The 26385-nt window shown below is 72.6% G+C and carries 22 protein-coding genes; 16 read left to right on the top strand and 6 right to left on the bottom strand.

Annotation, left to right across the window (positions count from 1 at the left end; all coding sequences use genetic code 11):
- Positions 1 to 49: 49 nt before the first annotated feature.
- Both IE207_RS30985 and IE207_RS30980 read right to left on the bottom strand, forming a co-directional pair.
- Entirely contained in the window at positions 50 to 1270 is a 1221-nt protein-coding gene (locus tag IE207_RS30985; RefSeq protein ID WP_190187660.1) for an acetyl-CoA C-acetyltransferase, read from the bottom strand.
- A 228-nt stretch (positions 1271 to 1498) separates the two neighbouring features.
- Entirely contained in the window at positions 1499 to 2617 is a 1119-nt protein-coding gene (locus IE207_RS30980; protein ID WP_229874171.1) for an SGNH/GDSL hydrolase family protein, read from the bottom strand.
- 131 nt (positions 2618 to 2748) lie between these two features.
- Here IE207_RS30980 and IE207_RS30975 point away from each other — a divergent pair, with 131 nt between their 5' ends.
- Positions 2749 to 4131, top strand: a complete 1383-nt coding sequence (locus tag IE207_RS30975; protein WP_190187666.1) for a cystathionine beta-synthase — start codon at positions 2749 to 2751, stop codon at positions 4129 to 4131.
- Between the two features lie 440 nt (positions 4132 to 4571).
- Here IE207_RS30975 and IE207_RS30970 read toward each other — a convergent pair whose 3' ends face one another.
- Positions 4572 to 4952 carry a hypothetical protein gene (locus IE207_RS30970; RefSeq protein ID WP_190187659.1) on the bottom strand — a complete coding sequence of 127 codons (381 nt, stop codon included), beginning with the start codon at positions 4950 to 4952 and terminating at the stop codon, positions 4572 to 4574.
- A gap of 148 nt (positions 4953 to 5100) precedes the next feature.
- Here IE207_RS30970 and IE207_RS30965 point away from each other — a divergent pair, with 148 nt between their 5' ends.
- The gene (locus IE207_RS30965) at positions 5101 to 5943 is read left to right on the top strand and encodes a MurR/RpiR family transcriptional regulator (protein WP_190187658.1); all 843 of its coding nucleotides are present in this window, start codon (positions 5101 to 5103) and stop codon (positions 5941 to 5943) included.
- A gap of 52 nt (positions 5944 to 5995) precedes the next feature.
- Here IE207_RS30965 and IE207_RS30960 read toward each other — a convergent pair whose 3' ends face one another.
- A complete protein-coding gene (locus IE207_RS30960; protein WP_373304798.1) occupies positions 5996 to 7393 on the bottom strand; it encodes a type III PLP-dependent enzyme domain-containing protein in 1398 nt (465 codons plus the stop codon).
- A 95-nt stretch (positions 7394 to 7488) separates the two neighbouring features.
- Between IE207_RS30960 and hutU the strand changes: the two genes are divergently transcribed.
- The 8 genes from hutU (at position 7489) to IE207_RS30920 (ending at position 17219) form a co-directional block, all read left to right on the top strand.
- A complete protein-coding gene (hutU, locus tag IE207_RS30955; protein WP_190187656.1) occupies positions 7489 to 9153 on the top strand; it encodes a urocanate hydratase in 1665 nt (554 codons plus the stop codon).
- A 77-nt stretch (positions 9154 to 9230) separates the two neighbouring features.
- Complete coding sequence (locus IE207_RS30950; RefSeq protein WP_190187665.1) at positions 9231 to 10421, top strand: allantoate amidohydrolase; 1191 nt, start codon at positions 9231 to 9233, stop codon at positions 10419 to 10421.
- A complete protein-coding gene (locus IE207_RS30945) occupies positions 10412 to 11752 on the top strand; it encodes a formimidoylglutamate deiminase (RefSeq protein ID WP_190187655.1) in 1341 nt (446 codons plus the stop codon). The genes IE207_RS30950 and IE207_RS30945 overlap by 10 nt, the downstream gene beginning before the upstream one ends.
- 17 nt (positions 11753 to 11769) lie before the next feature.
- Positions 11770 to 12945 (top strand): imidazolonepropionase, encoded by a 1176-nt coding sequence (hutI, locus tag IE207_RS30940; RefSeq protein WP_190187654.1) that lies wholly within the window; start codon positions 11770 to 11772, stop codon positions 12943 to 12945.
- Positions 12946 to 13094: 149 nt separating this feature from the next.
- Positions 13095 to 13787, top strand: a complete 693-nt coding sequence (locus IE207_RS30935; protein WP_190187664.1) for an LPXTG cell wall anchor domain-containing protein — start codon at positions 13095 to 13097, stop codon at positions 13785 to 13787.
- Positions 13788 to 13804: 17 nt separating this feature from the next.
- The gene (locus IE207_RS30930; RefSeq protein ID WP_190187653.1) at positions 13805 to 14851 is read left to right on the top strand and encodes a COG1470 family protein; all 1047 of its coding nucleotides are present in this window, start codon (positions 13805 to 13807) and stop codon (positions 14849 to 14851) included.
- Positions 14848 to 15912: a neocarzinostatin apoprotein domain-containing protein gene (locus IE207_RS30925; RefSeq protein ID WP_373304797.1), complete on the top strand. Its 1065-nt coding sequence runs from the start codon at positions 14848 to 14850 to the stop codon at positions 15910 to 15912. Before IE207_RS30930 ends, IE207_RS30925 begins: the two co-directional genes overlap by 4 nt.
- Before the next feature lie 14 nt (positions 15913 to 15926).
- Complete coding sequence (locus tag IE207_RS30920) at positions 15927 to 17219, top strand: hypothetical protein (protein WP_190187652.1); 1293 nt, start codon at positions 15927 to 15929, stop codon at positions 17217 to 17219.
- A gap of 207 nt (positions 17220 to 17426) precedes the next feature.
- Here IE207_RS30920 and IE207_RS30915 read toward each other — a convergent pair whose 3' ends face one another.
- Positions 17427 to 18953 carry a peptide MFS transporter gene (locus IE207_RS30915; RefSeq protein WP_190187651.1) on the bottom strand — a complete coding sequence of 509 codons (1527 nt, stop codon included), beginning with the start codon at positions 18951 to 18953 and terminating at the stop codon, positions 17427 to 17429.
- 503 nt (positions 18954 to 19456) lie between these two features.
- On the opposite strand from IE207_RS30915, the gene IE207_RS30910 reads away from it, so the two are divergent.
- Together IE207_RS30910 and IE207_RS30905 are read left to right on the top strand one after the other, a co-directional pair.
- The gene (locus IE207_RS30910; protein ID WP_190187650.1) at positions 19457 to 20134 is read left to right on the top strand and encodes a response regulator transcription factor; all 678 of its coding nucleotides are present in this window, start codon (positions 19457 to 19459) and stop codon (positions 20132 to 20134) included.
- Positions 20135 to 20159: 25 nt separating this feature from the next.
- The gene (locus tag IE207_RS30905) at positions 20160 to 21425 is read left to right on the top strand and encodes a sensor histidine kinase (protein ID WP_190187649.1); all 1266 of its coding nucleotides are present in this window, start codon (positions 20160 to 20162) and stop codon (positions 21423 to 21425) included.
- 25 nt (positions 21426 to 21450) lie between these two features.
- On the opposite strand, the gene IE207_RS30900 is transcribed toward IE207_RS30905, so the two are convergent.
- Positions 21451 to 22005: a GtrA family protein gene (locus IE207_RS30900; RefSeq protein ID WP_190187648.1), complete on the bottom strand. Its 555-nt coding sequence runs from the start codon at positions 22003 to 22005 to the stop codon at positions 21451 to 21453.
- Between the two features lie 260 nt (positions 22006 to 22265).
- Between IE207_RS30900 and IE207_RS30895 the strand changes: the two genes are divergently transcribed.
- The 4 genes from IE207_RS30895 to IE207_RS30880 all read left to right on the top strand — a co-directional run bounded on the left by IE207_RS30895 (position 22266) and on the right by IE207_RS30880 (position 26354).
- Complete coding sequence (locus IE207_RS30895; protein WP_268250217.1) at positions 22266 to 23405, top strand: 5-(carboxyamino)imidazole ribonucleotide synthase; 1140 nt, start codon at positions 22266 to 22268, stop codon at positions 23403 to 23405.
- On the top strand, positions 23402 to 23953 hold the full coding sequence (purE, locus tag IE207_RS30890; RefSeq protein WP_190187646.1) for a 5-(carboxyamino)imidazole ribonucleotide mutase: 552 nt from the start codon (positions 23402 to 23404) through the stop codon (positions 23951 to 23953). Before IE207_RS30895 ends, purE begins: the two co-directional genes overlap by 4 nt.
- Entirely contained in the window at positions 23950 to 25128 is a 1179-nt protein-coding gene (locus IE207_RS30885; RefSeq protein ID WP_190187645.1) for a dipeptidase, read from the top strand. The genes purE and IE207_RS30885 overlap by 4 nt, the downstream gene beginning before the upstream one ends.
- Positions 25129 to 25274: 146 nt before the next feature.
- Positions 25275 to 26354, top strand: a complete 1080-nt coding sequence (locus IE207_RS30880) for a membrane dipeptidase (RefSeq protein ID WP_190187644.1) — start codon at positions 25275 to 25277, stop codon at positions 26352 to 26354.
- The last annotated feature ends 31 nt before the right edge of the window (positions 26355 to 26385 follow it).

Below are 26385 nucleotides of genomic sequence, written 5' to 3'. Positions count from 1 at the left end.
GGCAGGTGCGTCCCTCGTTCCTCGGGGCGCCCCTACCCTCCGCTACGGCTCAGCTCAGCCGCTCGATGACCATGGCCATGCCCTGGCCGCCCCCGACGCACATCGTTTCGAGGCCGAACTGCTTGTCGTGGAACTGGAGGCTGTTGATCAGCGTGCCGGTGATGCGCGCACCGGTCATCCCGAACGGGTGACCGACGGCGATGGCCCCGCCGTTGACGTTCAGCTTCTCCAGCGGGATCTCCAGGTCCCGGTAGGACGGGATGACCTGGGCGGCGAACGCCTCGTTGATCTCGAAGAGGTCGATGTCGCCGACCGTCAGGCCGGCCCGCTTGAGGGCCTGCTTGGAGGCCTCGACCGGGCCCAGGCCCATGATCTCGGGGGACAGGCCGGTCACGCCGGTGGAGACGATCCGGGCCAGCGGGGTCAGGCCCAGCTCGCGCGCCTTCGTGTCGCTCATGATGACCAGCGCGGCGGCGCCGTCGTTGAGCGGGCAGCAGTTGGCGGCCGTCACCAGGCCGTCGGGGCGGAAGACGGGCTTGAGGCCCTGGACGCCCTCCAGGGTGACGCCGGCGCGCGGGCCGTCGTCCGTGGAGACGACCGTGCCGTCCGGGGTCGTGACCGGGGTGATCTCGCGCGCCCAGAACCCGTTCTTGATGGCTTCCTCGGCGAGGTTCTGCGAGCGCACGCCGAACTCGTCCATGTCCTGGCGGGTCACGCCCTTGAGCCGGGCCAGGTTCTCGGCGGTCTGCCCCATCGCGATGTACGCGTCCGGGATCAGGCCGTCCTCGCGGGGGTCGTGCCAGGACGCGCCCTCGCTCTGCGCCACCGCGGCGGTACGGGCCTCGGCGTCGGCGAAGAGCGGGTTGTGGGTGTCCGGCAGGCCGTCGGAGGAGCCCTTCACCGAGCGGGAGACCATCTCGACGCCCGCCGAGATGAAGACGTCGCCCTCGCCCGCCTTGATGGCGTGCAGGGCCATGCGGGAGGTCTGGAGGGAGGAGGAACAGTAACGGGTGATCGTGCAGCCGGGCAGGTGGTCCATGCCCATCTGCACGGCCACGATGCGGCCCAGGTTGTGGCCCTGCTCGCCGCCCGGGAGGCCGCAACCCAGCATCAGGTCGTCGATGTCGCGCGGGTCCAGCTCGGGGACCTTGGCGAGGGCGGCCTGGATGATCGTCGCGGTCAGGTCGTCCGGGCGGACGTCCTTGAGGGATCCCTTGAAGGCGCGCCCGATGGGCGAGCGGGCGGTGGAAACGATGACTGCTTCGGGCATCGGGGCTCCAAGGGGGGTGCGTTGCGGCTCGTACCGGACCAGCAAGTGAAGTTACCGGCCCGTACCGTCGAGGTCACCGGCCTCGCGGTGTGATGAGGACCGCACCGGCGCGGGGCGGCCCCGGGACCCCGGAGGGCGGCCGTGCCTCCAGCATCCCTCGCGGCGGCCGGGACACGGCTGGACGCGGGGTCGGGACAGGGCTGGACCAGGGGCCCGGCCCGGGGGGGATCAGGGCCTGGTGGCCGGGGCGTCGCCCGTGCTCTCGGTGGCTCCGGTGGCTCCGGTGGGTCCGGTGGGTCCGGTGGCTCCCGTGGCGCCTGTCGTCCCGGTGGCTCCGTCCGGCCCGCCCGTCTCCGCCGGCTGGCCGATGGGCTCGGACCCGGGGACCCGCCGGCGCCGCCGGTGCTTGAGCAGGGCCCACGGCCCGCGGGCCGGCGTGACCTCGGTGCCCGCCTCGCCCGCCGCGGCGGAGGCGGCCTTCGCCACCGGCAGCAGGTCCTCGTCCCGGGACACGTCGAGGCGGTCGGACCCGGGCCACAGCCCCAGCGCGGCGCACAGGGTCGGCAGGACGGCCATGGCGGCGGTCGCGTACCCCTCCGCCGACGGGTGGTAGGAGTCCGGGCCGAACATCTCGCGCGGGTTCGCCGCGAACTCCGGCCCCAGCAGGTCCCCCATCGACACCGTACGGCCGCCCAGCGCGACCACGCCGATCGTCTGGGCGGCCGCCAGCTGGCGCGAGGCGCGGCGGGCCAGCATGCGCAGCGGCTGGTAGACCGGTTCGATGGTGCCCAGGTCGGGGCAGGTGCCGACGACGACCTCGGCGCCCGCGAGCCGCAGCCTGCGTACCGCCGCGGTGAGCAGGCGGACCGACTGGGTGGGCGGCATCCGGCGGGTCACGTCGTTCGCGCCGATCATGATCACGCATACGTCCGGGGCCGGGGCGTCGCCGTCCAGGAGCAGGGCCACCTGACGGTCGAGGTCGTCCGACATCGCTCCCGACAGGGCCACGTTGCGCAGCTCGACCGGCCGCTCGGCCACCGCCGCCAGGCCCGAGGCCAGCAGGGCGCCCGGCGTCTGCCGCGCCCGCCGGACCCCGAGACCGGCGGCCGTGGAGTCGCCGAGCATGCCCAGCCGCAGCGGACCGGGACTAAGCTCGGGACCACCGAACTCGCTCCCGTACACGCCGTCGGCGCGGGGCGGATCGGGCAGGCCGGTGCCCACCGTGCGCTTGGCGAACTGGACCTCCGCCAGCACAAGACCCACCGCGGCGACTCCGAGCAGCCCGAGCCCGCCTCCTCCGTACGCCGCGCCCGCCGCGATCCGGCGGGCCGTCCTCGCCCTGGACACCCCTGGGCACCTCGCTTTCCTGCCGGTCCCGATGACCTTCCTGCCCCGTAGAGCCGGTCAGCCAATCCCTTTCCGCATACTCTGGCCGGACCTCCCGGAGAACCCGTGGAGTCCCCTCCTTGGAGAACATGGTGCAATTCCACGACTCGATGATCAGCCTCGTCGGCAACACCCCGCTGGTGAAGCTCAACCGTGTGACCGAAGGCCTGCAGGCCACCGTCCTTGCGAAGGTCGAGTACTTCAATCCCGGTGGATCCGTGAAGGACCGGATCGCCGTCCGGATGATCGAGGCCGCCGAGCAGAGCGGTGCCCTCAAGCCCGGCGGCACCATCGTGGAGCCGACCAGCGGCAACACCGGCGTAGGACTCGCCATCGTGGCCCAGCAGAAGGGCTACAAGTGCATCTTCGTCTGCCCTGACAAGGTGTCCATGGACAAGATCAACGTCATGCGCGCGTACGGCGCCGAGGTCGTGGTCTGCCCGACCGCCGTCGACCCCGAGCACCCGGACTCGTACTACAACGTGTCCGACCGCCTCGCGCGCGAGCCCGGCGCCTGGAAGCCCGACCAGTACAGCAACCCGAACAACCCCCGTTCGCACTACGAGACCACCGGTCCCGAGCTGTGGGAGCAGACGGAGGGGAAGATCACCCACTTCGTCGCGGGCGTCGGCACCGGCGGCACGATTTCGGGTACGGGCAACTACCTCAAGGAGGTGTCCGGCGGCAAGGTCAAGGTCATCGGCGCCGACCCGGAGGGCTCCGTGTACTCGGGCGGCTCCGGGCGTCCTTACCTGGTAGAGGGCGTCGGCGAGGACTTCTGGCCGACCGCTTACGACCCGAACGTGACGGACGAGATCATCGCGGTGTCCGACAAGGACTCCTTCCAGATGACCCGCCGCCTCGCCAAGGAGGAGGGCCTGCTCGTCGGCGGCTCCTGCGGCATGGCGGTCGTCGCGGCGCTGAAGGCCGCCGAGGGGCTCGGCCCGGACGACGTGGTCGTCGTCCTGCTGCCGGACAGCGGCCGCGGCTACCTCAGCAAGATCTTCAGCGACGAGTGGATGGCGGGTCACGGCTTCCTGGAGGAGGCCGGACCGTCGGCGCGCATCGGTGACGTGCTCGCGGACAAGGAGGGCGCCATGCCGTCCCTGGTCCACATGCACCCCGAGGAGACGGTCGGCGAGGCCATCGAGGTGCTGCGCGAGTACGGCGTCTCGCAGATGCCGATCGTCAAGCCGGGCGCCGGTCACCCGGACGTGATGGCGGCCGAGGTCATCGGTTCCGTCGTGGAGAAGGAACTGCTGGCGGCTCTGTTCGGGCAGCGGGCCTCGCTGGGCGACCCGCTGGAGAAGCACATGAGCGCGCCGCTGCCGCAGGTCGGCTCGGGCGAGCCGGTGGCCGAGCTGATGGCGGTACTGGGCGAGGCGGACGCGGCGATCGTGCTGGTCGAGGGCAAGCCGACGGGTGTCGTCAGCCGCCAGGACCTGCTCGCGTTCCTCGCGAAGTCGGGGAAGTAGGCCGGTCCGGCCGCTGCCCGGGCTGTTGGCCGGGCAGCCGGGCGTGCGGTCGCGGGTCCGCCGGCGGGTGGGTCGCGACCGTCGGCCGGCGGCCGGGCCCGTCGGCGGGTCGGCCCGCGGTCCGTCGGCCTGTCGCCCGATCGGTACGGGCCCGACACGTGACGGCAGCACCGGCTTAACACGGCTCCGGCACAGTGGTGGTTGTCGGCGGGGAGCGGCGCAGGCCCCGACCGACACCACGGAACGGCGTTGACGTACCTCCGGAGCGGCTCCCGGACCGCGTGAACGCCACGGACGCGGACGGCCCTGACCCGGCCCGTGTCCTGCGCGGGGACCGCCGTCGTCCCGCCCCCCGGGCAACCGGGGGTGCGGCGGTCCCCGCGCCCGTCCGTCGGTGCTCCGCTCGGTTCGGCTCCTCCGGCTCCGGCTCCGGCTCAGGCTCAGGCCGGGCGGTCGCCGGGCTCGCGGCGCGGGAGGCGCTTGGCGGCGTGGGTGAAGTTCACCGCCACGACGCCCGCCCAGGCGACCAGCAGTCCCGTCAGGTGGGCCTGGGCGGCGGCGATGGCCGTCAGGGGGACTGCCAGCACGAGCGTGATGACGGCGAAGCCGAACCGTTCACCGAACCCGCCGACGTCCGCCGAAGACCCGGAGGGGCCGTCCCCACGGGCCGTCGCCAGCCGGTCCTCCGCCAGCCGGCGTCTGACCTGCGTGTGGATCTTGTCGACGAACGAGTCCACCAGTGCGGCCTCGTACTCCGGCCCCAGCTCGCGGCGCGCGTCCAACGTGGCGTCGAGTTCCTTCTTCAGCTCCTGGCGCTCCATGCGCCCACCGTATGAACTCCCGCGCGCCTCGGCACTGGGGCTAGCCCCCGTCTCGCGGAGCGGCCCGCGGCTTGCCGTCCTGCATAACCACATGCAGAGTGCTCGGTGACTGAATATTCACCGGCACGACGGGGACGGAGGCGACGGGATGAGCGACAGCCCGGCCGCCAGGCTGCAGAAGCTGTTCGAGGGGCACCGGCTGACGCCGACCCAGCGGCGGATCGCGCACTGCATGGTGCGGGGCGCCGCGGAAGTGCCCTTCCTGTCGAGCGTGGAGCTCGCGGAGCTGGCCGGGGTCAGCCAGCCGTCGGTGACCCGCTTCGCGGTGGCACTCGGCTTCGACGGGTACCCGGCGCTCCGCCGCCACCTGCGCGAGGTGGCCCCGGCCGAGCGGCCGGAGGGGGGCGGGGAGGACCCGTACAACGAGTACCAGCAGGCCGTCCAGGGGGAGATCGAGAACCTCCGCAGGCTCTCGGCCATGCTCGCCGACCCGGCGCCCGTCCAGGAGGCGGGCCGGCTGCTCGCCGGGTCCCGCCCGCTGCCGGTGCTGGGCTTGCGTGCGGCGTCCTCGCAGGCCAGGGGCTTCGCGTACTTCGCCGCCAAGGTCCATCCGGACGTACGGCTGCTCGACGAGGGCGGCTCGATGCTCGCCGACCGGATCGACGCGGCGGTGGCGGCCGGGGCCTCGGCGATGCTCTGCTTCGCGCTGCCCCGGCATCCGCGGGAGGTGGTCGAGGCCCTGGACCACGGGCGGGCGGCCGGGCTGACCGTGGTGACGGTCGCCGACTCCGCCTTCGCCCCGGTGGCGCGCCACTCGGACCTCCTGATCCCGGCGCCCGTGGGCACGGGCCTGGCCTTCGACACCGCGTGCGCCCCGATGCTGCTGGGCCGCGTCCTCCTGGAGGCCATGGCCGACGCCCTCCCCGATGCCCAGTCCCGCCTCGAAGCCTTCGACACGCGTGCGGCATCGCGGGGGCTGTTCGTGGAGTGAGGGGAGCGGGGCACCGACCCCGCCCCCGACCCCGCTTCCGCCCCGCCTCCCGTCACAGCAGCGCGTCCCGTTGGGCCGCCCCGGATTCTTCGACGATCGAGGTCAGGGGCTGGGCCGGCCGGGCCAGGGTGAAGTGGACCTCGTCGGGGGCGGTCAGGGCGAAGCCGTGGATCGCCGGGCGGGGGAGGCTGTTGTAGCCGTAGTGGGCGGTGAAGAAGTAGGCGCCGGTGTCCGGGACCCCGATCAGGTCGCCCGGCGACAGTTCCGGCAGCTCCCGGGCCGTCGCGAGCAGGTCTCCCGCGAAGCAGGCCGGGCCCGCGACGTCCTGGGCGAGCGGCGGGCCGGTCAGCGGGGAGCCCTTGGCGTCGTACGGGAGGATCCGCAGCGGCCAGGACGCCGGGGCGTACACCGTGCGGGTGGCCAGCTGCACCCCCGCGTGGGTCACCGCGATGCGGCGGCCGCCCGTCGCCTTCGTGTACTCGACCCGCGCCACGATCAGCCCGTGCTTGGCCAGCAGGGACCGCCCGAACTCGGTGACCAGGCCGTAGCCGCCGTCGAACAGGGCCGGGACGGCTTCCCGCAGGGCCTCCACGTACTGCGCGTACGTCGGGGCGGTGGCATCGGAGGCGAAGTTGACCGGGAGCCCGCCGCCGATGTCGAGGGTGTCGACCTGGCGCCGTCCGGCGGCGGCGTTGATCTCCTCCGCCAGTGCGTGCAGTTCCCGTACGCCCTGTGCGATCAGGGGCAACGGCACGCCCTGTGACCCGGAGTGGGCGTGCAGCCGGGTCAGCCACGGCCGGGCCAGGCAGGCCTCCACCAGCCAGGCCCGGGCCCCGGGGTCGCGCAGCGGCACGCCGAACTTGGAGGTGGCCGTCGCCGTCGAGAGGGCGTCGATGGTGCCGGCGCCCGTCTGCGGGTTGACCCGCACGCCGACCGGCGAGCGGGGCGGAGCCGCGGACACCAGGGCGTCCAGCCGCTCCAGCTCCTGCCGGCTGTCCACGTTGACGGCGATCCCGAGGTCAAGGGCCTCCCGCAGCTCCGCCACCGTCTTCGCGGGGGAGTCCAGGACGGTGGCCTCCGGTGCCACCCCGGCCGCCCGGGCCAGCGCCAGCTCCCCGGGGCTGGCCACCTCGCAGCCGATCCCCTCGTCCGCGAGCAGCCGCAGCACCGGCACCAGTGGGGCGGCCTTCACCGCGAAGGCGTGCAGGACGGGGGTGCCCGGTGCGAGCGCCGAGGCGAACGCGCTGGTCAGAGCCTTGGCGGAGGCGCGGATCCCAGCCGTGTCCAGGAGGCAGACCAGCGGCTCGGCCGTCTCCGCCGCGCCCACCAGGCCCTGTGCCACGGCGGCCTTGACGGCCAGGTCGCGCCGGCGGGCGGCGGCCCGCCCCTCTTCGTCGGTCGCCGGGCCCGATGATCCGTCCGCTGTCCTGTCGGAAGCCATGCCCGCCATCCCATCATCCGGCGCGATGGCCCGCAGCTGTTGACTGGATCTATTCATGCAGCGAGGATGTGAATGGATTGACCAACATCGGAGGAGGCACCGCCATGTCAGGACCCCGCCCCGTACGTGCCGCGCGAGGCACCGAGCTCAGCGCCCTGGGATGGCAGCAGGAGGCCGCCCTGCGGATGCTGCAGAACAACCTCGACCCCGAGGTCGCCGAGCACCCCGACAAGCTCGTCGTCTACGGCGGCACCGGCAAGGCCGCACGCGACTGGCGCTCGTACGACGCGATGGTCCGCACCCTGCGCACGCTGAAGCAGGACGAGACGATGCTCGTCCAGTCCGGCCGCCCGGTCGGCGTGATGCAGACCCACGAGTGGGCGCCGCGCGTCCTGCTCGCCAACTCAAACCTGGTCGGCGACTGGGCCAACTGGGAGGAGTTCCGCCGCCTGGAGCACCTCGGCCTGACCATGTACGGGCAGATGACCGCCGGCTCCTGGATCTACATCGGCACCCAGGGCATCCTCCAGGGCACCTACGAGACCTTCGCCGCCGTCGCCGCCAAGAAGTTCAACGGGACGCTGGCCGGCACCATCACCCTCACCGCCGGCCTCGGCGGCATGGGCGGCGCCCAGCCGCTCGCCGTGACGATGAACGACGGCGTCGCGATCTGCATCGACGTCGACCCGCGCGCCATCGAGCGGCGCATCGAGCACCGCTACCTGGACGTGAAGGCCGACGACCTGCGGCACGCGCTCCAGCTCGCGGTCGAGGCGCGCGACGCCCGCAAGCCGCTCTCCATCGGCCTGCTCGGCAACGCCGCGGACCTGCTGCCGCAGATGCTCGCCGAGGGCGCCCCGATCGACATCGTGACGGACCAGACCTCCGCCCACGACCCGCTCGCCTACCTGCCGACCGGCGTCGCCTTCGAGGACATGGCGGACTACGCGGCCAAGGACCCGGCGGGCTTCACCACCCGCGCCCGCGAGTCCATGGCCAAGCACGTCGAGGCCATGGTCGGCTTCATGGACGCCGGCGCCGAGGTCTTCGACTACGGCAACTCCATCCGCGGCGAGGCCCAGCTGGCCGGCTACGGCCGCGCCTTCGCCTTCCCCGGCTTCGTCCCCGCCTACATCCGGCCCCTCTTCTGCGAGGGCAAGGGCCCCTTCCGCTGGGCGGCGCTGTCCGGCGAGGCCTCGGACATCCACAAGACCGACAAGGCCATGCTCGAACTCTTCCCGGAGAACGAGTCCCTGCACCGCTGGATCAAGATGGCCGGCGAGCGCGTCCACTTCCAGGGCCTGCCCGCGCGGATCTGCTGGCTCGGCTACGGCGAGCGCGACAAGGCCGGCGAGCGCTTCAACGACATGGTCGCCTCCGGTGAGCTGGCCGCCCCGCTCGCCATCGGCCGCGACCACCTCGACTGCGGTTCGGTCGCCTCCCCGTACCGCGAGACCGAGGCCATGCTCGACGGCTCCGACGCGATCGCCGACTGGCCGCTGCTCAACGCCATGGTCAACGTCGCCTCCGGCGCCTCCTGGGTCTCCATCCACCACGGCGGCGGCGTCGGCATGGGCCGCTCGATCCACGCGGGCCAGGTCTCCGTCGCCGACGGCACGAAGCTCGCCGGCGAGAAGATCCGCCGCGTCCTGACCAACGACCCCGGCATGGGTGTCATCCGCCACGTCGACGCCGGCTATGACATCGCCGAGACGGTGGCGGACGAGCGCGGCGTGCGCGTCCCGATGCGCGAGGGCGACGACGCGTGACCTCGCACACCCCCGACCACGGCGCCGCCGGAGCCCCGGCCCCGGCGGCGCCCGGCGGCGCCCGTTCCTTCCACAGCATGTGGAACGAGCTCGCCCCGATCGGCCGGCACGCGGACACGGGCGGGTACCGCCGGTACGCGTGGACCGGCGCGGACGCCGACTGCCGGACCTGGTTCCAGGAGCAGGCGCTGGCCCGCGGGCTCACGTACGAGACCGACCGCAACGGCAACCAGTGGGCCTGGCTCGGCGACCCCCTCGCGGGGGACGCCGTCGTCACCGGCTCACACCTGGACTCCGTCCCCGACGGCGGCGCCTTCGACGGCCCCCTCGGCGTGGTGTCCTCCTTCGCGGCCCTGGACGAACTCCGCCACAGGGGTGCGGAGTTCTCCAGGCCGCTGGCCATCACCAACTTCGGCGACGAGGAAGGGGCCCGCTTCGGTCTGGCCTGCGTCGGCTCCCGGCTCACCGCGGGGCAGCTGACCAAGGAGAAGGCGTACGAGCTCCGCGACGGGGACGGCGTGAGCCTGCCCCGGGCCATGGAAGCCGCCGGATACGACCCCGACGCGATCGGGGCCGACCCCGAGCGCCTCGCCCGGATCGGCGCCTTCGTCGAGCTGCACGTCGAACAGGGCAGGGCGCTGGACCTGTCCGGCGACCGTGTCGGCATCGCCTCCGCGATCTGGCCGCACGGGCGCTGGCGCTTCGACTTCCGCGGAGAGGCCAACCACGCCGGCACCACCCGTCTCGTGGACCGGCGCGACCCGATGCTCACGTACGCGGCGACCGTCCTGGCCGCCCGCACCGAGGCGGCCCTCGCCGGGGCCGTCGCCACCTTCGGCAAGATCGCGGTGGAGCCCAACGGGGTCAACGCCATCCCCTCACTCGTACGGGGCTGGCTCGACTCCCGCGCCGCCGACCAGGCCACCCTCGACACGGTCGTCACCGCCATCGAGAAGGCCGCCCACGAACGCGCCGAGCAGGACGGCATCGACCTGGCCGTGGTCCGGGAGTCCTTCACCCCGGTCGTGGAGTTCGAGCACGCGCTGCGCGACGAACTGAACCGGATCCTGGGCGGGGCCGTCCCCGTCCTCGGCACCGGGGCGGGACACGACGCCGGAATCCTCTCCGCCGCCGTCCCGACCGCGATGCTGTTCGTACGCAACCCCACCGGCGTCTCCCACTCGCCGCGGGAGTTCGCCGCCGAGGACGACTGCACCGCCGGAGTCCTCGCCCTCGCCGACGTACTGGAAGGTCTCGCGTGCCGTTGAAGACGTACTGGCTGGAACACGCCTGGCTCGGCACCCATGTCGAGCCAGGCGTCGCCCTGGAGGTGTCCGAGGACGGCCGGATCGCCGGACTGGCCACCGGCGTCCACGCCCCGCCGCGCGCCGCGGAGGCGCTGCGGGGCCTCACCCTCCCCGGCCTGGCCAACGCGCACAGCCACGCTTTCCACCGGGCCCTGCGCTCCCTCGTCCAGGTCGGCAGCGGCACCTTCTGGACCTGGCGCGAGTTCATGTACCAGGTCGCCCAAAACCTCACCCCCGACACGTACTTCGCACTGGCGCGGGCGGTGTACGCGGAGATGGCGCTGGCCGGCATCACCAACGTCGGCGAGTTCCACTACCTCCACCACGCGCCCGGCGGTACCCCCTACGCCGACCCGAACGCCATGGGCGAGGCCCTGATCGAGGCGGCGGCCGCCGCGGGCATCCGGATCACCCTCCTGGACACCGCCTACCTCTCCGCCGGCTTCGGCCAGGAACCGAGCGCCCACCAGCGCCGTTTCTCCGACGGCACCGCCGACGCCTGGGCGGAACGCGTCAGCGCCCTGCGCCCCCGCGAGCACGCCCTGATCGGCGCCGCCGTCCACTCGGTCCGCGCCGTCCCCGTCGGCCAGCTCGCCACCGTGGCCCGCTGGGCCGACGAACAGCAGGCCCCGCTGCACGTCCACCTCTCCGAGCAGACCGCCGAGAACGAGGCCTGCCAGGCCGCCCACGGCTGCACCCCGACCGAGCTCCTCGCCGAACACGGCGTGCTCGGCGCCCGCACCACCGGCGTCCACAACACGCACCTCACCGACCTCGACATCGGCCTCCTCGGCGGCACCGGCACCGGCACCTGCATGTGCCCCACCACCGAACGCGACCTCGCCGACGGCATCGGTCCCGCCCGCCGGCTCCAGCAGGCGGGCAGTCCCCTCTCCCTCGGCAGCGACAGCCACGCGGTGATCGACCTGCTCGAAGAGGCCCGGGCGATGGAGCTGAACGAGCGCCTGAGCAGCCGGACCCGCGGCCACTGGACGGCGAACGCCCTGCTCACCGCCGCCACCGCCGACGGTCACGCCGCCCTCGGCCTGCCCGACGCGGGCCGCCTGGAGCGGGGCGCCCTCGCCGACTTCACCACGATCGCCCTGGACTCCGTCAGGACCGCGGGCCCGCTGCCCCGACTGGGCGCCGAGACGGCCGTATTCGCCGCCTCCGCGGCGGACGTGCGCCACACGGTCGTGGGCGGTCGTCACCTCGTACGGGACGGGGTGCACACCCTGGTCCCGGACGTCCCCGCAGCCCTCGCCGAGTCGATCGCGGCCGTACGCGGCTGAAGGAGCCCCTGAACACCATGAGCACCACGGTCATCACCAACATCGCCAACCTGGTCACGAACGACCCCTCCCTCGGTGACGCTTCCCCCCTCGGACTGATCCAGGACGCGGCGGTCGTCATCGACGGCGACCGCATCGCCTGGGTCGGTGAATCCAGCAAAGCACCCGCCACCGACAACGCCTTCGACGCCGCCGGCCGGGCCGTGATCCCCGGCTTCGTGGACTCCCACTCCCACCTCGTCTTCGCGGGCGACCGCACCGCCGAGTTCAACGCCCGGATGTCGGGCCGCGCCTACTCGGCGGGCGGCATCCGCACCACGGTCGCCGCCACCCGCGCGGCCAGCGACGCCGCCCTCGAAGCCAACCTGCTGCGCCACCTCGAAGAGGCCCGCCGCCAGGGCACCACCACCTTCGAGACCAAGTCCGGCTACGGCCTCACCGTCGAGGACGAGGCCCGCGCCCTGCGCATCGCCGCCGCGCACACCGAAGAGGTCACCTACCTCGGCGCGCACATCGTCTCCCCCGACTACGCCGACGACCCGGCGGCCTACGTCGACCTCGTCACCGGCGACATGCTCACGGCCTGCGCCCCGCACGCCCGCTGGGTCGACGTCTTCTGTGAGAAGGGCGCCTTCGACGGCGACCAGGCCCGCGCGATCCTCACCGCCGGCGCCGCCGCCGGGCTCATCCCGCGCATCCACGCCAACCAGCTCTCCCACGGCCCCGGCGTCCAGCTCGCCGTCGAGCTCGAAGCCGCTTCCGCCGACCACTGCACCCACCTCACCGACGCCGACGTCGACGCCCTGGCCCAGAGCGCGAGCACTGTCGCGACGCTGCTCCCCGGAGCCGAGTTCTCCACCCGCGCCCAGTGGCCCGACGCCCGCCGACTCATCGACGCGGGCGCCACCGTCGCCCTGTCCACCGACTGCAACCCCGGCTCCTCGTACACGAGTTCCATGCCGTTCTGCATCGCGCTCGCCGTCCGGGACATGCGGATGACCCCCGACGAGGCTCTCTGGTCGGCCACCGCCGGCGGCGCGCGCGCCCTGCGCCGCACCGACATCGGAGTCCTGGCCCCCGGCGCCCGCGCCGACCTGGCCCTGCTGGAGGCCCCCAGCCACGTCCACCTCGCCTACCGGCCCGGCGTCCCGCTGGTCTCCGCCGTCTGGCAGCGGGGCGTCCGCGCCGCCTGAGGGACGGGTCGCCGCACCGCCCGAGAACCGGCGCGGCGACCCGCTTGAACACCCTCGTCCTTTGTCTTCCCTCCATAAGGACCCGGGCGTACCTTGAGCCACCGATCTGATGTTCCGTCAGTAACATGTGGTCCGAGGGGAAGACGAAGGTGTCCAACCGGAAACGCTCCACCACGCCCGCACCGGTCCCCGCCCTGCTCTGCGCCCTGGCCGGTTCGGCGGCCGCCCTGCTGGCGACCGCCCCCGCGGCCCACGCCGACGTGGTCGACGTCGCGTACGACTGCCAGACCCCCATCGGGGACAAGTCGGCGGTCTCGCCCATCGACGTCAAGGCCGTCGCGGACGGGGACGGCTACAAGCTGACGATGTCCTTCCAGAAGGGCGTTTCCTCCAGCCCCATCGAACTCGGCAAGGGGGCGATGAACCCCAGCGCCGTCCTGCAGGCCGACGGCGCCGAGAAGGTGTCGGTACCCGTCACCGGCCCCGCGAACTCCGAGGCCGTCCCCGCCGACACCCCCATCAAGATCTCCGACCTCTCGGGCAGCTACACCCCGAAGAAGAGCGGCAAGGTCACCTTCACCGCCGGTGTGCTCACCATCAAGGCGATGGGCACCACCACCACCTGCACCCCCGGCAACAGCCCCGGGCCGTCCCTGGAACTCGACGTGACGGCCGCCGCCGGCGCGGAGCAGGAGCCCGCCCCCGACACCCTCCCGCAGACCGGCCCCGCCGACTCCGCCCTCGCGCTCGGCACCCTCGGCGCCACCGTGCTGCTCTCCGGCGCGGCCGGCGTGCTCTGGCTGACCCGGCGCGGCCAGGGCGTCCAGCGGACCCGGCCCTGAACGGAGCGGCCCCGCCCATGCCCCTGCTCCACACGCCCCTGCTCCACACGCCCAGGCGGCTCGGCCTCGCCCTCCTGACGGCGGCCGCGCTGCTCGGCGCCCCGGCCGCCCTGCCCGCGCAGGCCGCCGGCGCCGCCGACGGGCCCGGCTGGACCGCCGAGCCGGCCGCGGGCCGTGCGGGTGCCGCCGCACGCCCGTACTTCTACCTCGCCGGCAGCCCCGGCACGGTGCTGGACGACAGCCTCGCGCTGGCCAACCCCACCGACCAGGAGCACACCGTCACCCTGCGCGGAGCCGACGCCTACAACACCGCCGATGGGTCCTTCGCCGTACGCCCGCCGGCGAGACCCGGTACGGACGGCAACCCCGGCGCCGGCCCGGGTTCGTGGATCAGCTTCGGCCGGGGCGCGACCGTCCGGCTCCCCGCCCGTACGCGCGCGGTGGTGCCCTTCACGGTCACCCTCCCGCCCGGCTCCCCGCCCGGCGACCACCCGGCCGCACTGGTCGCCGCCGAGGCGGGCCACGAGGTGGCCGTACGGGTCCACCTGCGCGTCAGCGGCCCGGCCGTGGCGGCCCTCACCGTCGAGGACGTCGCCGTACGGGGCGGGGCCGGGGCGGAGGTCATCACGTACACCCTGGTCAACCGGGGCAACGTCACCCTCGCCCCCACCCTCGCCGTCCGCGCCGACGGCCGCTTCGGCGAGGCCCCCGGCCGCGCTCCGCACGCCCTCCCGGTGGAACTGCTGCCGGGCCGGCGGGTCGCGCTCGCCGAACCGTGGCCCGGCGCGCCGGAGTTCGACCGCGTACACCTCACGCTCACCGTCACCGCCCCCGGTGCCCCCCGGGCCACGGCAGCCGCCTCCGTGTGGTGCCTGCCCCGGTCCCCCGCCGCCCGGACCGGCCTCGGCCTCCTCGCCCTCGGCGCCACCACCGCGGCCGCCCTGCTCCTCGTACGCGCCCGGCGGGCCCGGCGCGCCCGCAAGGCACCGGACCGGCACGAGGACCACGTACGGGAACCCCATTCACCCGCCACGGGCCGACAGTTGACGGGAGCGTCCAGGTGAGTGCCAACGCCGCCGGGACGGCCCGCACGCGGATCGCCGCCCTGCTCACGACGGGGCTGGCGGTGTTCGCCCTGGTGCTGCTCCCCGCAGCCGCCCCGGCCGCCGTGGCCGCCGAGGGCAAGCCCACCGCCGCGCTCTCGCTCCAGGAGGCCGCCAAGGGCGCGGGCCTCACCGTCACCGGTACCGGCTGGCGGGCCGGGACGCTGGTGATGCTGCTGATCTGCGGACAGAACATGATCGGCGGCACCAACAGCTGCGCCAACGCCGACGGGGTGGCCGTCTCGGTCGGCGGCGACGGGCACTTCACCGCGCAGCTCCCCGTCGTGGGGCCGCCCAAGCCGTGCCCCTGCGTGGTGAACGTGACCTCCGTCAACGGGGACCAGTCCACCGTCGCCCTTCCCTTCAAGATCACCGACCACCCCGTGGCCGAGCTGCCCGCGGAGTCCGGCACGGGCCGCCTCGCACTGCTCACCGGGGTCCGGCTGGAGGGCGACGACGGGGTCCTGACCTGGTTCGGGGCGCCGCCCGCGCGGAAGTTCACCGTCACCGTAGGCAACCTCGGCTCGGCCCCGGTCAAGGACCCCGTCTTCCAGCTCGGCACCTCGCACGGGGTGTACGCGCCCCTGTGGGAGGAGGCCCGCTGGAAGGGCACCATCGCGCCCGGCGGCAAGGCCGAGATCCGGCTGGACGTGAGCCTGGCCGCCGGCGCCCACGGGGACTACACGGTCTCGCTCAAGTACGGGGACAAGGTGGTGGCAACGCAGCCCTGGGGCGTGGGGCGCCCGTACGGGGTGCTGTTGTTCTGGGCCCTGCTGCTGGTGGTGATCCCGGCAGCCGTCTTCCGTACCGGCATGGCCGTGGTCGACCGGGTCCGCCCGCACGTCGCCCCGGCCGCCCCCGAGGCGGATCCCGAAGCCCCCACGGCGGTACTGCCGTGGTTCACCCCGGACAGCGCGCCGGAACCAGACGCACCACCAGCATCAACAGCATCACCAGCACCACGTACACCGCAGACATCCGCACCATCCGAGAACAGTCCGACGACGAAGGGACATTCGTGAAGACCCAACGGAGGGTGAGCGCGGCCGCTGTCGCGCTGCTGTTCGGCGGCGCGGGCATCCTGCTGGCGGCCGCCCCCGCCCAGGCGGCCGACGTCTCCTACAAGGTGGAGTGCATCCCGCCGGCGGGCGGTGGCGGCCCGGTCCAGGGCACCACCACCGTCTCCATCACCGCGCCCGCCACCGCGAAGGTCGGCGACGAGGTCGAGGTGGTCTGGAAGACCGTCAAACCGGCCTCGAACAACACCGACCTCATGGACCTGGGCAAGGACACCGTCAAGCCCACCGGCTACGTGAAGCTCGGCGGCGCGCTCAGTGCCGAGGTCAAGCTGGAGGGGGAGCGGAAGAACCCGCCCATCCCGAAGAAGGCCCCCATGGTCATGTCCGACATGAAAGGCAAGGTCAAGCTGACCAAGGCGGGTGACGTCACCATCACGCCGGGCAAGTACGACGTGGACTTCAGCGGCTTCATCACGAAGTGCTCCCCGCAAGAGGCGGCCGGGGTCGGCGCCACCATCAAGGTCACCGAGGGCGGAGGCGGCACGACGGGCGGCTCCACCACCGGCGGCACCACGACCGGTGGCTCCGGCACGGGCGGCTCGACCACCGGCGGCACCACGACCGGCTCCACCACGGGCGGCTCGACCACCGGCGGCACCGGCGGCCAGACCGACTTCCCCGGCAAGCCCGTCGAGGTCGCCTTCGACTGCGGGGTCGTCGTCCCCGGCGGCATCAAGACCCCGGTCACCATCAACGCGAAGAAGAACGGCAGCGGCTACGACCTCACCGTCAAGACCGCCAAGGGCGCGATGGCCAGCCCCATGGCCCTGCCGGCGGGGGCCCTCAAGCCCTCGATGGACATCAAGCTCGGCGGCGCCGACAGCGGCACCGTCAAGGTCACCGGCCCGGCCAACGCCGAGCCGATCCCGGACAAGGCCCCGGTCAGCCTCAGCGACATGACCGGCACCTACAAGCCCGGCAAGACCGGCAAGGTGACGCTCAGCCCGGACCAGCTGACGATCGACGTCACGATGGCCCCGGGCGCCACGCCGATCAACGTCCCCTGCAAGGCCACCAGCAGCGGCGTCTCGCTGGAACTGGACACCACCGCCCAGCCCGGCGGCTCCGGCTCGCCGTCCACCACCGGCAGCACCACCAGCGGCTCCGCCGCCTCGGGTGGCCTCGCCGAGACCGGCGCGGCTGACGGCGGCGGCCTCAAGGCCCTGGGCCTGGTCGCCGGCACGGTCGTCCTGCTCGGCGCGGCGGTCTTCACCTTCACCCCCTGGCGCCGCCTGCGCGGCAACCGCTGACCCTGCTGTCCGCCCTTCGAGCCATACCCGACGGAATCCCCTGGGGGTGATCGCTCCTGCTCGGTAGCGTCCGGTTCGGCGGACATGCGCTTTTCATCCGCCGGACCGGCGAACTTTGGGGCAGCTCAAGGCCGAGGCGGCCCGGGCAAGCCGAAGGGCCCGGCACACCTTCCGGTGTGCCGGGCCCTTCACATGTGCGGGAGTGCGTCAGCGCACGTCGCCCATGAGTTCCTTGACCTTCTTGCGGTACATGAAGACCGCGAGGGCGGCCAGCGTGGCCAAGGTGGCCTCGATCGCCACGGCGCCGGTGCCGTTGAGGTCCACACCGAAGACGGACGGGTCCGACAGGAGGCTGGTGATCGAGTCACCCGCCGTCACCGCCAGGAACCATACGCCCATCATCTGCGACGCGTACTTGCGCGGGGCCATCTTCGTGGTGACCGACAGGCCGACGGGGGAGATGCACAGCTCGCCGACCGTCTGGATCAGGTAGATGCCCACGAGCCACATCGGGCTGACGAGCTGGCCGTTCGAGGACATGGCGACCGGCAGCAGGAAGAAGAAGAACGAAACGCCGATGAAGAACAGGCCGGCGGCGAACTTCCCGACGGTGCTCGGCTCCTTGCCCTTGCGGTTCAGCCACAGCCAGATCCAGGCGAAGACCGGGGCCAGCGCCATGATGAAGACCGGGTTCAGCGACTGGTACCAGGAGGAGGGGAACTCGAAGCCGAGCAGCGAGCCGGAAGCCTTGGTCTCGCCGAACGCCTGGACCGTCGAAGCGCCCTGGTCGTAGATCATCCAGAAGGCCGCGGCAGCCACGAAGAACCAGATGTAGCCGGTCATCTTCGACTGCTCGCCGCGGTCGAGTTCCTTGTCCCGCTTGATGCGCACGAGCACGGCGGTCGGGACGATCAGACCGACCAGGGTGAGCGGGATGGTCGCCCACGCCTTGGTGAACATGCCGGCGACGCCGACGACGGTGTAGAAGACCGCCACGACGGCGACCGAGACGGCGACCTTGCGCAGCCACGAGGTGCGCTCTTCGGCCGACAGCGGCTTGGGGACGACCGAGCTGACGGGGTTCAGGTGCTTGGTGCCCAGCAGGAAGACGGCGAGGCCGATGCCCATACCGACGGCCGCCATCGCGAAGCCCAGGTGCCAGTTGACCTTCTGGCCCACGGTGCCGATGGCCAGCGGGGCGAAGAAGGCACCCGCGTTGATGCCCATGTAGAAGATCGTGAAGCCACCGTCGCGGCGCGGGTCGTCCGCGTCCTTGTACAGCTGGCCGACCATGGTGGAGATGTTGGCCTTGAGCAGGCCCGAGCCGATCGCGACGAGCGCGAGACCGACGTAGAACGTCGCCTGTCCGGGCAGGGCCAGGATCACGTGGCCGGACATGATCGTCACGGCCGCGACCGTCACGGTCTTGCGCGGACCCCAGACGCGGTCGCCCAGCCATCCGCCCGGCATGGCGAGCAGATACACCATGGAGACGTAGATGGAGAAGACGGCGATCGCCGTGCCCTCGTCCATGCCGATGCCGCCGCCCAGGCTGCCCTTCTTGGCATCCGGGCCACCCGAGATCAGGTAAACGAGAAGAAGGGCCTTCATGCCGTAGAAGCTGAAGCGCTCCCACATCTCGGTCATGAACAGAGTGGCCAGGCCACGGGGGTGGCCGAAGAAGGTCTTCTCGGAGGCCGGAGCCGCCGGTTCCTTCGTCAGGCTGGAAGCCATGGTCGATCCTTGCTTTTGATTCGGGCGCCTGGCTTCGTGAGCTCAACAGCGCCCGGTGGGGGGTGGCCGGCACCGGCGACGGGCCGCCCACCCCACGCCTCGGGGTCTCGCCCCACGGGGTGGGAGCGAAGGAAGGTCCGTAACCGGGATCCACGCCCTGCGCGCACCTTCGCGCGAGGGCCCGGCCCCTAGGTCATTCACTTCATCCGGGGCGGACAGGGCTGCACTTGACACGTGTACGCATCAAGGCGCCGGTCCACCCAGGACAGAAGGGGAGACCCTTGGCTCGGTTTTCGGCACAAAGGTCCCCTGGGTAGTGCATCAGGCGTCTCGCCACCATACGACACGACACTGCGGCATATGGAAGGACTTGAGATATGGATCACAGGCGGCGCGGGAACCGTTCGACCATATTCGAAGGCGCCCATTAGTCCATAAGCCCAGATCGGCAGGGGTCTGCGGGCTGGCCCACGATTCGGTCGCCGCGGACTACCATCACCCACATGACGCGTGTACTGCTCGCCGAGGACGACGCATCCATCTCGGAGCCCCTGGCCCGCGCCCTGCGCCGGGAGGGGTACGAGGTCGAGGTCCGGGAGGACGGCCCCACCGCTCTGGCCGCGGGGCTGCAGGGCGGCGTCGACCTCGTCGTCCTGGACCTGGGCCTGCCCGGCATGGACGGTCTGGAGGTGGCCCGACGACTGCGCGCGGAGGGGCACGGTTTCCCGATCCTGGTGCTGACCGCCCGCGCGGACGAGGTCGACACGGTCGTCGGCCTGGACGCCGGCGCCGACGACTACGTGACCAAGCCGTTCCGGCTCGCCGAACTGCTGGCGCGCGTACGGGCCCTGCTGCGGCGCGGTGCGAACGAGTCCTCTCAGGCGCCGGCCACGCACGGGGTGCGGATCGACGTCGAGTCGCACCGGGCCTGGATGGGCGAGGAGGAGCTCCAGCTCACCGCCAAGGAGTTCGACCTCCTGCGGGTCCTCGTCCGGGACGCGGGCCGGGTCGTGACCCGCGACCAGCTGATGCGCGAGGTCTGGGACACCACCTGGTGGTCCTCGACCAAGACCCTCGACATGCACATCTCCTGGCTCCGCAAGAAGCTGGGCGACGACGCCGCGAACCCCCGCTACATCGCGACCGTGCGGGGCGTCGGCTTCCGTTTCGAGAAGAGCTGAGGAAGAACCGGGTGCGGACCGAGCCATGCGCCGCCGTCTGATCAATTCCACGCTCGCCGTGGTGCTCGTCGTGATCGCCGTGTTCGGGGTCTCCCTCGTCATCGTGGAGACCCGGACGATCACCAGCAGCGCCCAGGAGCGCATCGGGTCGGAGGCGCTGCGGCTCGTCGGCATCGTCGAGACGGACGTGCTGGAGGGCAAGCCGGTCGACGCGGCCGCACTGGCCGAGCAGCTGGACGTGGGCAGGTACGCCCGCATCAGCGTCCCCGGCCGGCCGCCCGTCGAAGTGGGCGAACGGATCCCGGACAGCGTCATCCGCGGTACCGCCCGGGGGGAGCAGGGCGAGGTGGTGGTGGTCGAGGAGTCCCGCTCCACGGTCACCAAGGAGGTCGGGCGGACCCTGGTGGTAGTCGGCGCGGTGGCGCTGCTGGCCGTCGTGGCGGCCGTGCTGCTCGCCGTCCGCCAGGCGAACCGGCTGGCCTCACCGCTGACCGACCTCGCCGAGACGGCGGAACGGCTCGGTTCGGGCGACCCGCGGCCCCGCCACAAGCGCTACGGGGTCCCCGAGCTGGACCGGGTGGCGGACGTACTGGACTCCAGCGCCGAGCGGATCGCCCGGATGCTCACGGCCGAGCGGCGCCTGGCCGCCGACGCCTCGCACCAGCTGCGGACCCCGTTGACGGCCCTGTCGATGCGGCTGGAGGAGATCACCGTCACCGACGACCTGGAGACCGTACGGGAAGAGGCGAGCATCGCCCTGACCCAGGTGGAGCGGCTCACGGACGTGGTGCAGCGGCTCCTGACGAACTCCCGCGACCCCCGGACCGGCTCGGCGGTCCCCTTCGACCTGGACGAGGTCGTCAAGCAGCAGGTGGAGGAGTGGCGGCCGGCCTACCGCAGCGCCGGACGGGCCATTGTGCGCTCGGGCAAGACGGGCATGCGGGCCGTGGGAACGCCGGGGGCGGTCTCGCAGGTGCTGGCCACGCTCGTGGAGAACGCGCTGATGCACGGCGGGGGCACGGTGGCGCTGCGCACGCGGGTCATCGGCAACCAGGCGGTGCTGGAGGTCACGGACGAGGGCCCCGGCGTTCCGCCCGACCTCGGCAACCGGATCTTCGAGCGGGCCATCAGCGGGCGCAACTCGACCGGGATCGGCCTCGCCGTCGCCCGCGACCTCGCGGAGGCGGACGGCGGCCGCCTGGAGCTGCTCCAGACGCAGCCGCCGGTGTTCGCCCTGTTCCTCAGCCGGACGGCGCCCGCGCCGACGGAGCCCGAGCGTCCGGTGCGTTAGCGGACCGTCCGTCGGGCCGGGTGCGCTAGCGGACCGGGGTCGCGGTCGGCTCCGGCGCGAGAGGCGCTGCCGGAGCCGCCGCGGCGGCCTGCCCGTCGCGCTGTTCCACGACCAGCGAGGCCGCGGCGGGCACGGGCAGCGCCTTGAAGACCCACGTCCGGTAGGACCAGAAGCGGAAGATCGTGGCGATTCCGATACCGGCGAACTTGAAGAAGTTGGTCGCGAGCGAACCGTCCCAGCCGAGCCCGTAGGTCGCGGTGTACAGGACGCCGTTCTCGATGACCAGGCCGATCACGCTGAACGCGGCGAACAGCGTCAGCTCACGGGTGCGGGTGTGGCTGCTGTTGTCGGCGCGGTCCCGGTAGGCGAAGTAGCGGAAGCCGAGGTAGTTCGACGCGATGGCCACCACGGTCGCTATGACGCTGGCGCGCACCACCTGGAGGTCGGTCGTGCTGCGGATCAGGTTGAAGACACCCATGTTGACCAGCACGCCCAGCCCGCCGACCGCCCCGAACTTGGCGACCTCCCGTGCCATACCGCGTATGCGTTCGAGGGCGGGTACGTTCTTCGGCGTGCTCATGTGATGGTTCAGTCCTGTCCGTCGTCGCCGCCCTCCGTGCGGGAGGCGTCACTCGTCGTCGACGACCCACGTCTCGGCGCACAGTCTTCTGCGTCACACGTATCCGTCAACCGAATCTCGTCGCCCGTCCATGGTAAGTGCCGCCCCGCGGCTCCGTCCGCCCGTGGCGCCCCGTGCGACGCACGGCACACGGGGCGCCACGGCGAGTCCTCGCCAGGGCTGCGTCCGGATGGCGGAATACCGACGGATACCCTGGGGGTGTGACGTTCCCGGTAGTCGGCATGGTCGGCGGCGGACAGCTCGCCCGCATGACCCACGAGGCGGGCATCCCCCTCGGCATCAGATTCAAGCTCCTCAGTGACACCCCACAGGACTCCGCGGCCCAGGTCGTGAACGATGTCGTCATCGGCGACTATCGCGACCTGGAGACGTTGCGTGCCTTCGCACGCGGCTGTGACGTGATCACCTTCGACCACGAGCATGTACCCATCGAGCACCTGCGGGCCCTGGAAGCGGACGGCATCCCCGTCCGCCCGGGGCCCGACGCGTTGATGCATGCCGCCGACAAGGGGGTGATGCGCGCCCGGCTCGACGAGATCGGCGCGCCCAGCCCCCGCCACCGGATCGTGAGCGATCCGGCGGACGCGGTGGCCTTCGCGGACGAGGTCGGCGGTTTCCCCGTCATCCTCAAGACGGTGCGCGGCGGCTACGACGGCAAGGGCGTGTGGTTCGTCCGCACCCCCGAGGACGCGGAGGCGCCGTTCAAGGCGGGCGTCCCGGTCCTGGCCGAGGAGAAGGTGGACTACGTCCGCGAACTCGCGGCCAACATCGTCCGCTCCCCGCACGGCCAGGCGGTGGCCTACCCCGTCGTGGAGTCCATCCAGGTCGACGGCGTCTGCGACACGGTGATCGCGCCCGCCCCGAACCTGTCGGAGGAGCTGGCGGGCGAGGCCCAGGCGCTGGCCCTGCGCATCGCGAAGGAACTCGGCGTGACCGGCCACCTGGCCGTCGAACTGTTCGAGACCACCGACGGCCGGATCCTGGTCAACGAACTGGCCATGCGCCCGCACAACAGCGGCCACTGGACCCAGGACGGCGCCGTCACCTCCCAGTTCGCCAACCACGTACGGGCGGTGCTCGACCTGCCGCTGGGCGACCCGCGCCCGCGCGCCCGCTGGACGGTCATGGCGAACGTCCTGGGCGGTGACTACCCCGACATGTACGCGGCCTACCTGCACTGCATGGCCCACGACCCGCAGCTCAAGATCCACATGTACGGCAAGGACGTGAAACACGGCCGCAAGGTCGGCCACGTCAACACCTACGGCGACGACCTGGACGATGTGCTGGAGCGCGCACGTCACGCAGCCGGCTACCTCAGAGGGACGATCACCGAATGAGCACCCCCAGCTCTACCGCAGGCCCCGCGAGCCCCGTCATCGGCATCGTCATGGGCTCCGACTCGGACTGGCCGGTCATGGAGGCCGCCGCCCAGGCGCTGGACGAGTTCGAGATCCCCTACGAGGTCGACGTCGTCTCCGCGCACCGGATGCCGCGCGAGATGATCGCGTACGGGGAGCAGGCCGACGCGCGCGGCCTCAAGGCCATCATCGCGGGCGCCGGCGGAGCCGCCCACCTCCCCGGCATGCTCGCGTCGGTCACCCCGCTGCCCGTGATCGGCGTCCCGGTGCCGCTCAGGTACCTCGACGGCATGGACTCCCTGCTGTCGATCGTGCAGATGCCCGCCGGGGTTCCCGTCGCCACGGTCTCCGTCGCCGGAGCGCGCAACGCCGGCCTGCTGGCCGTACGGATGCTGGCCGCGCACGACACCGAGCTGCTGGCCCGGATGCGGGACTTCCAGCAGGAGCTCAACGACCAGGCCACCGAGAAGGGCAAGCGGCTGCGTGCGAAGGTCGCGGGCACGGAGTCGTTCGGATTCGGCAAGTGAGCGCCGCGCAGCGCCTGACCGAGGCGCGCGAGCTGCTGGCCGAGCACCCCGTGGTGGACGGCCACAACGACCTGCCCTGGGCGCTGCGCGAGCGGGCCCGCTACGACCTGGACCGGCTCGACGTCGCAGGCGACCAGCGCGGCACCCTGCACACCGACATCCCGCGGCTGCGCGCCGGCGGGGTCGGCGCGCAGTTCTGGTCCGTCTTCGTACGGTCGGACTACGCGGGCGACACGGCGGTCAGCGCCACCCTCGAACAGATCGACGGCGTGGACCAGCTGATCACCCGTTACCCCGAGGCCTTCGCCCGGGCGCTGACGGCGGACGACATGGAAGCGGCCCGCGCCGACGGCCGGATCGCCTCGCTGATGGGCGCCGAGGGCGGCCACTCCATCAACAACTCGCTCGCCACCCTGCGCGCCCTGCACCGGCTGGGCGTGCGGTACATGACGCTCACGCACAACGACACCATCGACTGGGCGGACTCGGCGACCGACGAGCCGCGCCACGGCGGTCTGAGCGACTTCGGCCGCGAGGTCGTCCGCGAGATGAACCGCATCGGCATGCTCGTCGACCTCTCGCACGTCGCCGCGACGACGATGCGCGACGCCATCGAGGTGTCCACCGCGCCGGTGATCTTCTCGCACTCCTCCGCGCGGGCCGTGTGCGACCACCCGCGCAACGTCCCGGACGACGTGCTGGCCCTGCTCCCGGCCAACGGCGGGGTGGCCATGGCCACCTTCGTGCCCAAGTTCATCCTCACCGCCGCCGTCGAGTGGACCCTGGCGGCGGACGAGAACCTGCGCGCGCACGGCTTCCACCACCTCGACACCTCCCCCGAGGCGATGGCCCTGCACCGGGCCTTCGAGGCGGAGCGGCCGCGCCCGGTCGCCACGGCGGCGACCGTCGCGGACCACCTCGACCACATGCGCGAGGTGGCGGGCGTCGACCACATCGGAATCGGCGGCGACTACGACGGCACGGCGTTCACCCCGTCCGGACTGGACGACGTATCGGGCTACCCGAACCTGATCGCGGAGCTGCTGACCCGCGGCTGGTCGCGGGCCGACCTGGCCAAGCTGACCTGGTCCAACGCGGTACGGGCGCTGCGCGACGCCGAGGCGGTGGCGCGCGACCTCTCGGCCAGCCGCGGCCCCTCCAACGCGGTGATCTAGAACCCGGGACGCCTTGGCGTTCGGGTGCCCGCACCGCGGTGACACCCGAACGCCACACCCGCCGTGAACCCGTGCGCCCGGCGTGTCACCGTGGCCAGGACGAACCCCGCTTCTCTCCCTGCTGCGCCGAGACCGGAGCGAACGCCATGGCCGACTTGCAGGACGAACCCCTCCAGAGCCCCGGCACCGACGTGGGCCCAGGGTGCTTGGGATCCGACGACCTCGCCGCGCCGGGTGCGGCGCCCGGAGCCCTGGACCGGGCCATGGAGCTGCTGTCCGAGCACCCCGTCGCCGACGGGTGCAACACCCTCGTCTGGACCCTGCGCCAGAGCCCGTACCACGACATCGACACCCCGGACCTCGGCGTCGACACCGACATCCCGAGGCTGCGCGCCGGCGGGGTCGGCGCGCAGTTCTGGTCCCTGCTGACGCCGAGCGAGGCGCCGGCCTGCGACCAGGTGGTGTCGGACACGCTGGAGCAGATCGACGTGGCGCTGTCCCTCGTGCGCCGCTACCCCGACAGCCTGTGTCTCGCGCTGACCCCCGACGACATGGTGGACGCCCGCAACCGGGGCCGGATCGCCGCGTTCCTCGGCCCGGTGCCGGGCCGTACGCTGAGCGGCTCGCTGGGGGCGCTGCGCGCCTTCCACGCGCTGGGCGTACGCGCCCTCGCGCCGGCCGGGGCGCCCTGGGCGCGGGAGGGCCTCACGGTCTTCGGCCACGAGGTGGTCAAGGAGATGAACCGGTTGGGGATGCTGGTCGACCTGGCGGGATGCCCGTCGGCGGTGGCCTGCCAGCTCGCGGGCGCCTCGAAGGCGCCGGTCATCATCTCGAACACCGGGGCCGCCGCCCTCAATCCGCGTCCGGGGAACGTGACCGACGAGGTGCTGCTCGCGCTGCGCGCGGCGGGCGGGCTGGCGATGGTCACCTTCGACACCGAGCGGACCGGGGACTCCCTGCACGCGGTGGCCGACCACGTGGACCACGTACGGGCGCTCGCGGGCCCGAACGGCGTCGGCCTCGGTGCGGCGTTCGGAGCCGAGCCCGGCAGCCCCCGCCCGGCCGGCCTGACCGACCCGTCGGGCTACCCGAGGCTGGTCGCCGAACTGCTGGAGCGCGGCTGGACGGAACCCGACCTGGCCCTGCTCACCTGGGGCAACGCCCAACGCGTCCTGCGCGACGCGGAGTTCACCGCCCGCGCGGCCCAACACCGCCGCCCGGCCTAGCCGCACGGTATAGCCGAGCGGTCCAAGCGCC

It is taken from the genome of Streptomyces cirratus (assembly GCF_014650775.1).
Classification (GTDB): domain Bacteria; phylum Actinomycetota; class Actinomycetes; order Streptomycetales; family Streptomycetaceae; genus Streptomyces; species Streptomyces cirratus.
The sequence above is the reverse complement of the archived record's forward strand: the minus strand, read 5'-3'. Positions and strand labels throughout refer to the sequence as shown.

Bases quoted from the DNA above. Each gene is read 5' to 3' on its own strand.
- IE207_RS30985 (WP_190187660.1), bottom strand. From the start codon at position 1,270: ATGCCCGAAGCAGTCATCGTTTCCACCGCCCGCTCGCCCATCGGGCGC.
- IE207_RS30970 (WP_190187659.1), bottom strand. From the start codon at position 4,952: ATGGAGCGCCAGGAGCTGAAGAAGGAACTCGACGCCACGTTGGACGCG.
- IE207_RS30965 (WP_190187658.1), top strand. From the start codon at position 5,101: ATGAGCGACAGCCCGGCCGCCAGGCTGCAGAAGCTGTTCGAGGGGCAC.
- IE207_RS30960 (WP_373304798.1), bottom strand. From the start codon at position 7,393: ATGGCGGGCATGGCTTCCGACAGGACAGCGGACGGATCATCGGGCCCG.
- hutU (WP_190187656.1), top strand. From the start codon at position 7,489: ATGTCAGGACCCCGCCCCGTACGTGCCGCGCGAGGCACCGAGCTCAGC.
- IE207_RS30950 (WP_190187665.1), top strand. From the start codon at position 9,231: ATGTGGAACGAGCTCGCCCCGATCGGCCGGCACGCGGACACGGGCGGG.
- hutI (WP_190187654.1), top strand. From the start codon at position 11,770: ATGAGCACCACGGTCATCACCAACATCGCCAACCTGGTCACGAACGAC.
- IE207_RS30930 (WP_190187653.1), top strand. From the start codon at position 13,805: ATGCCCCTGCTCCACACGCCCCTGCTCCACACGCCCAGGCGGCTCGGC.
- IE207_RS30915 (WP_190187651.1), bottom strand. From the start codon at position 18,953: ATGGCTTCCAGCCTGACGAAGGAACCGGCGGCTCCGGCCTCCGAGAAG.
- IE207_RS30910 (WP_190187650.1), top strand. From the start codon at position 19,457: ATGACGCGTGTACTGCTCGCCGAGGACGACGCATCCATCTCGGAGCCC.
- IE207_RS30905 (WP_190187649.1), top strand. From the start codon at position 20,160: ATGCGCCGCCGTCTGATCAATTCCACGCTCGCCGTGGTGCTCGTCGTG.
- IE207_RS30900 (WP_190187648.1), bottom strand. From the start codon at position 22,005: ATGAGCACGCCGAAGAACGTACCCGCCCTCGAACGCATACGCGGTATG.
- purE (WP_190187646.1), top strand. From the start codon at position 23,402: ATGAGCACCCCCAGCTCTACCGCAGGCCCCGCGAGCCCCGTCATCGGC.
- IE207_RS30880 (WP_190187644.1), top strand. From the start codon at position 25,275: ATGGCCGACTTGCAGGACGAACCCCTCCAGAGCCCCGGCACCGACGTG.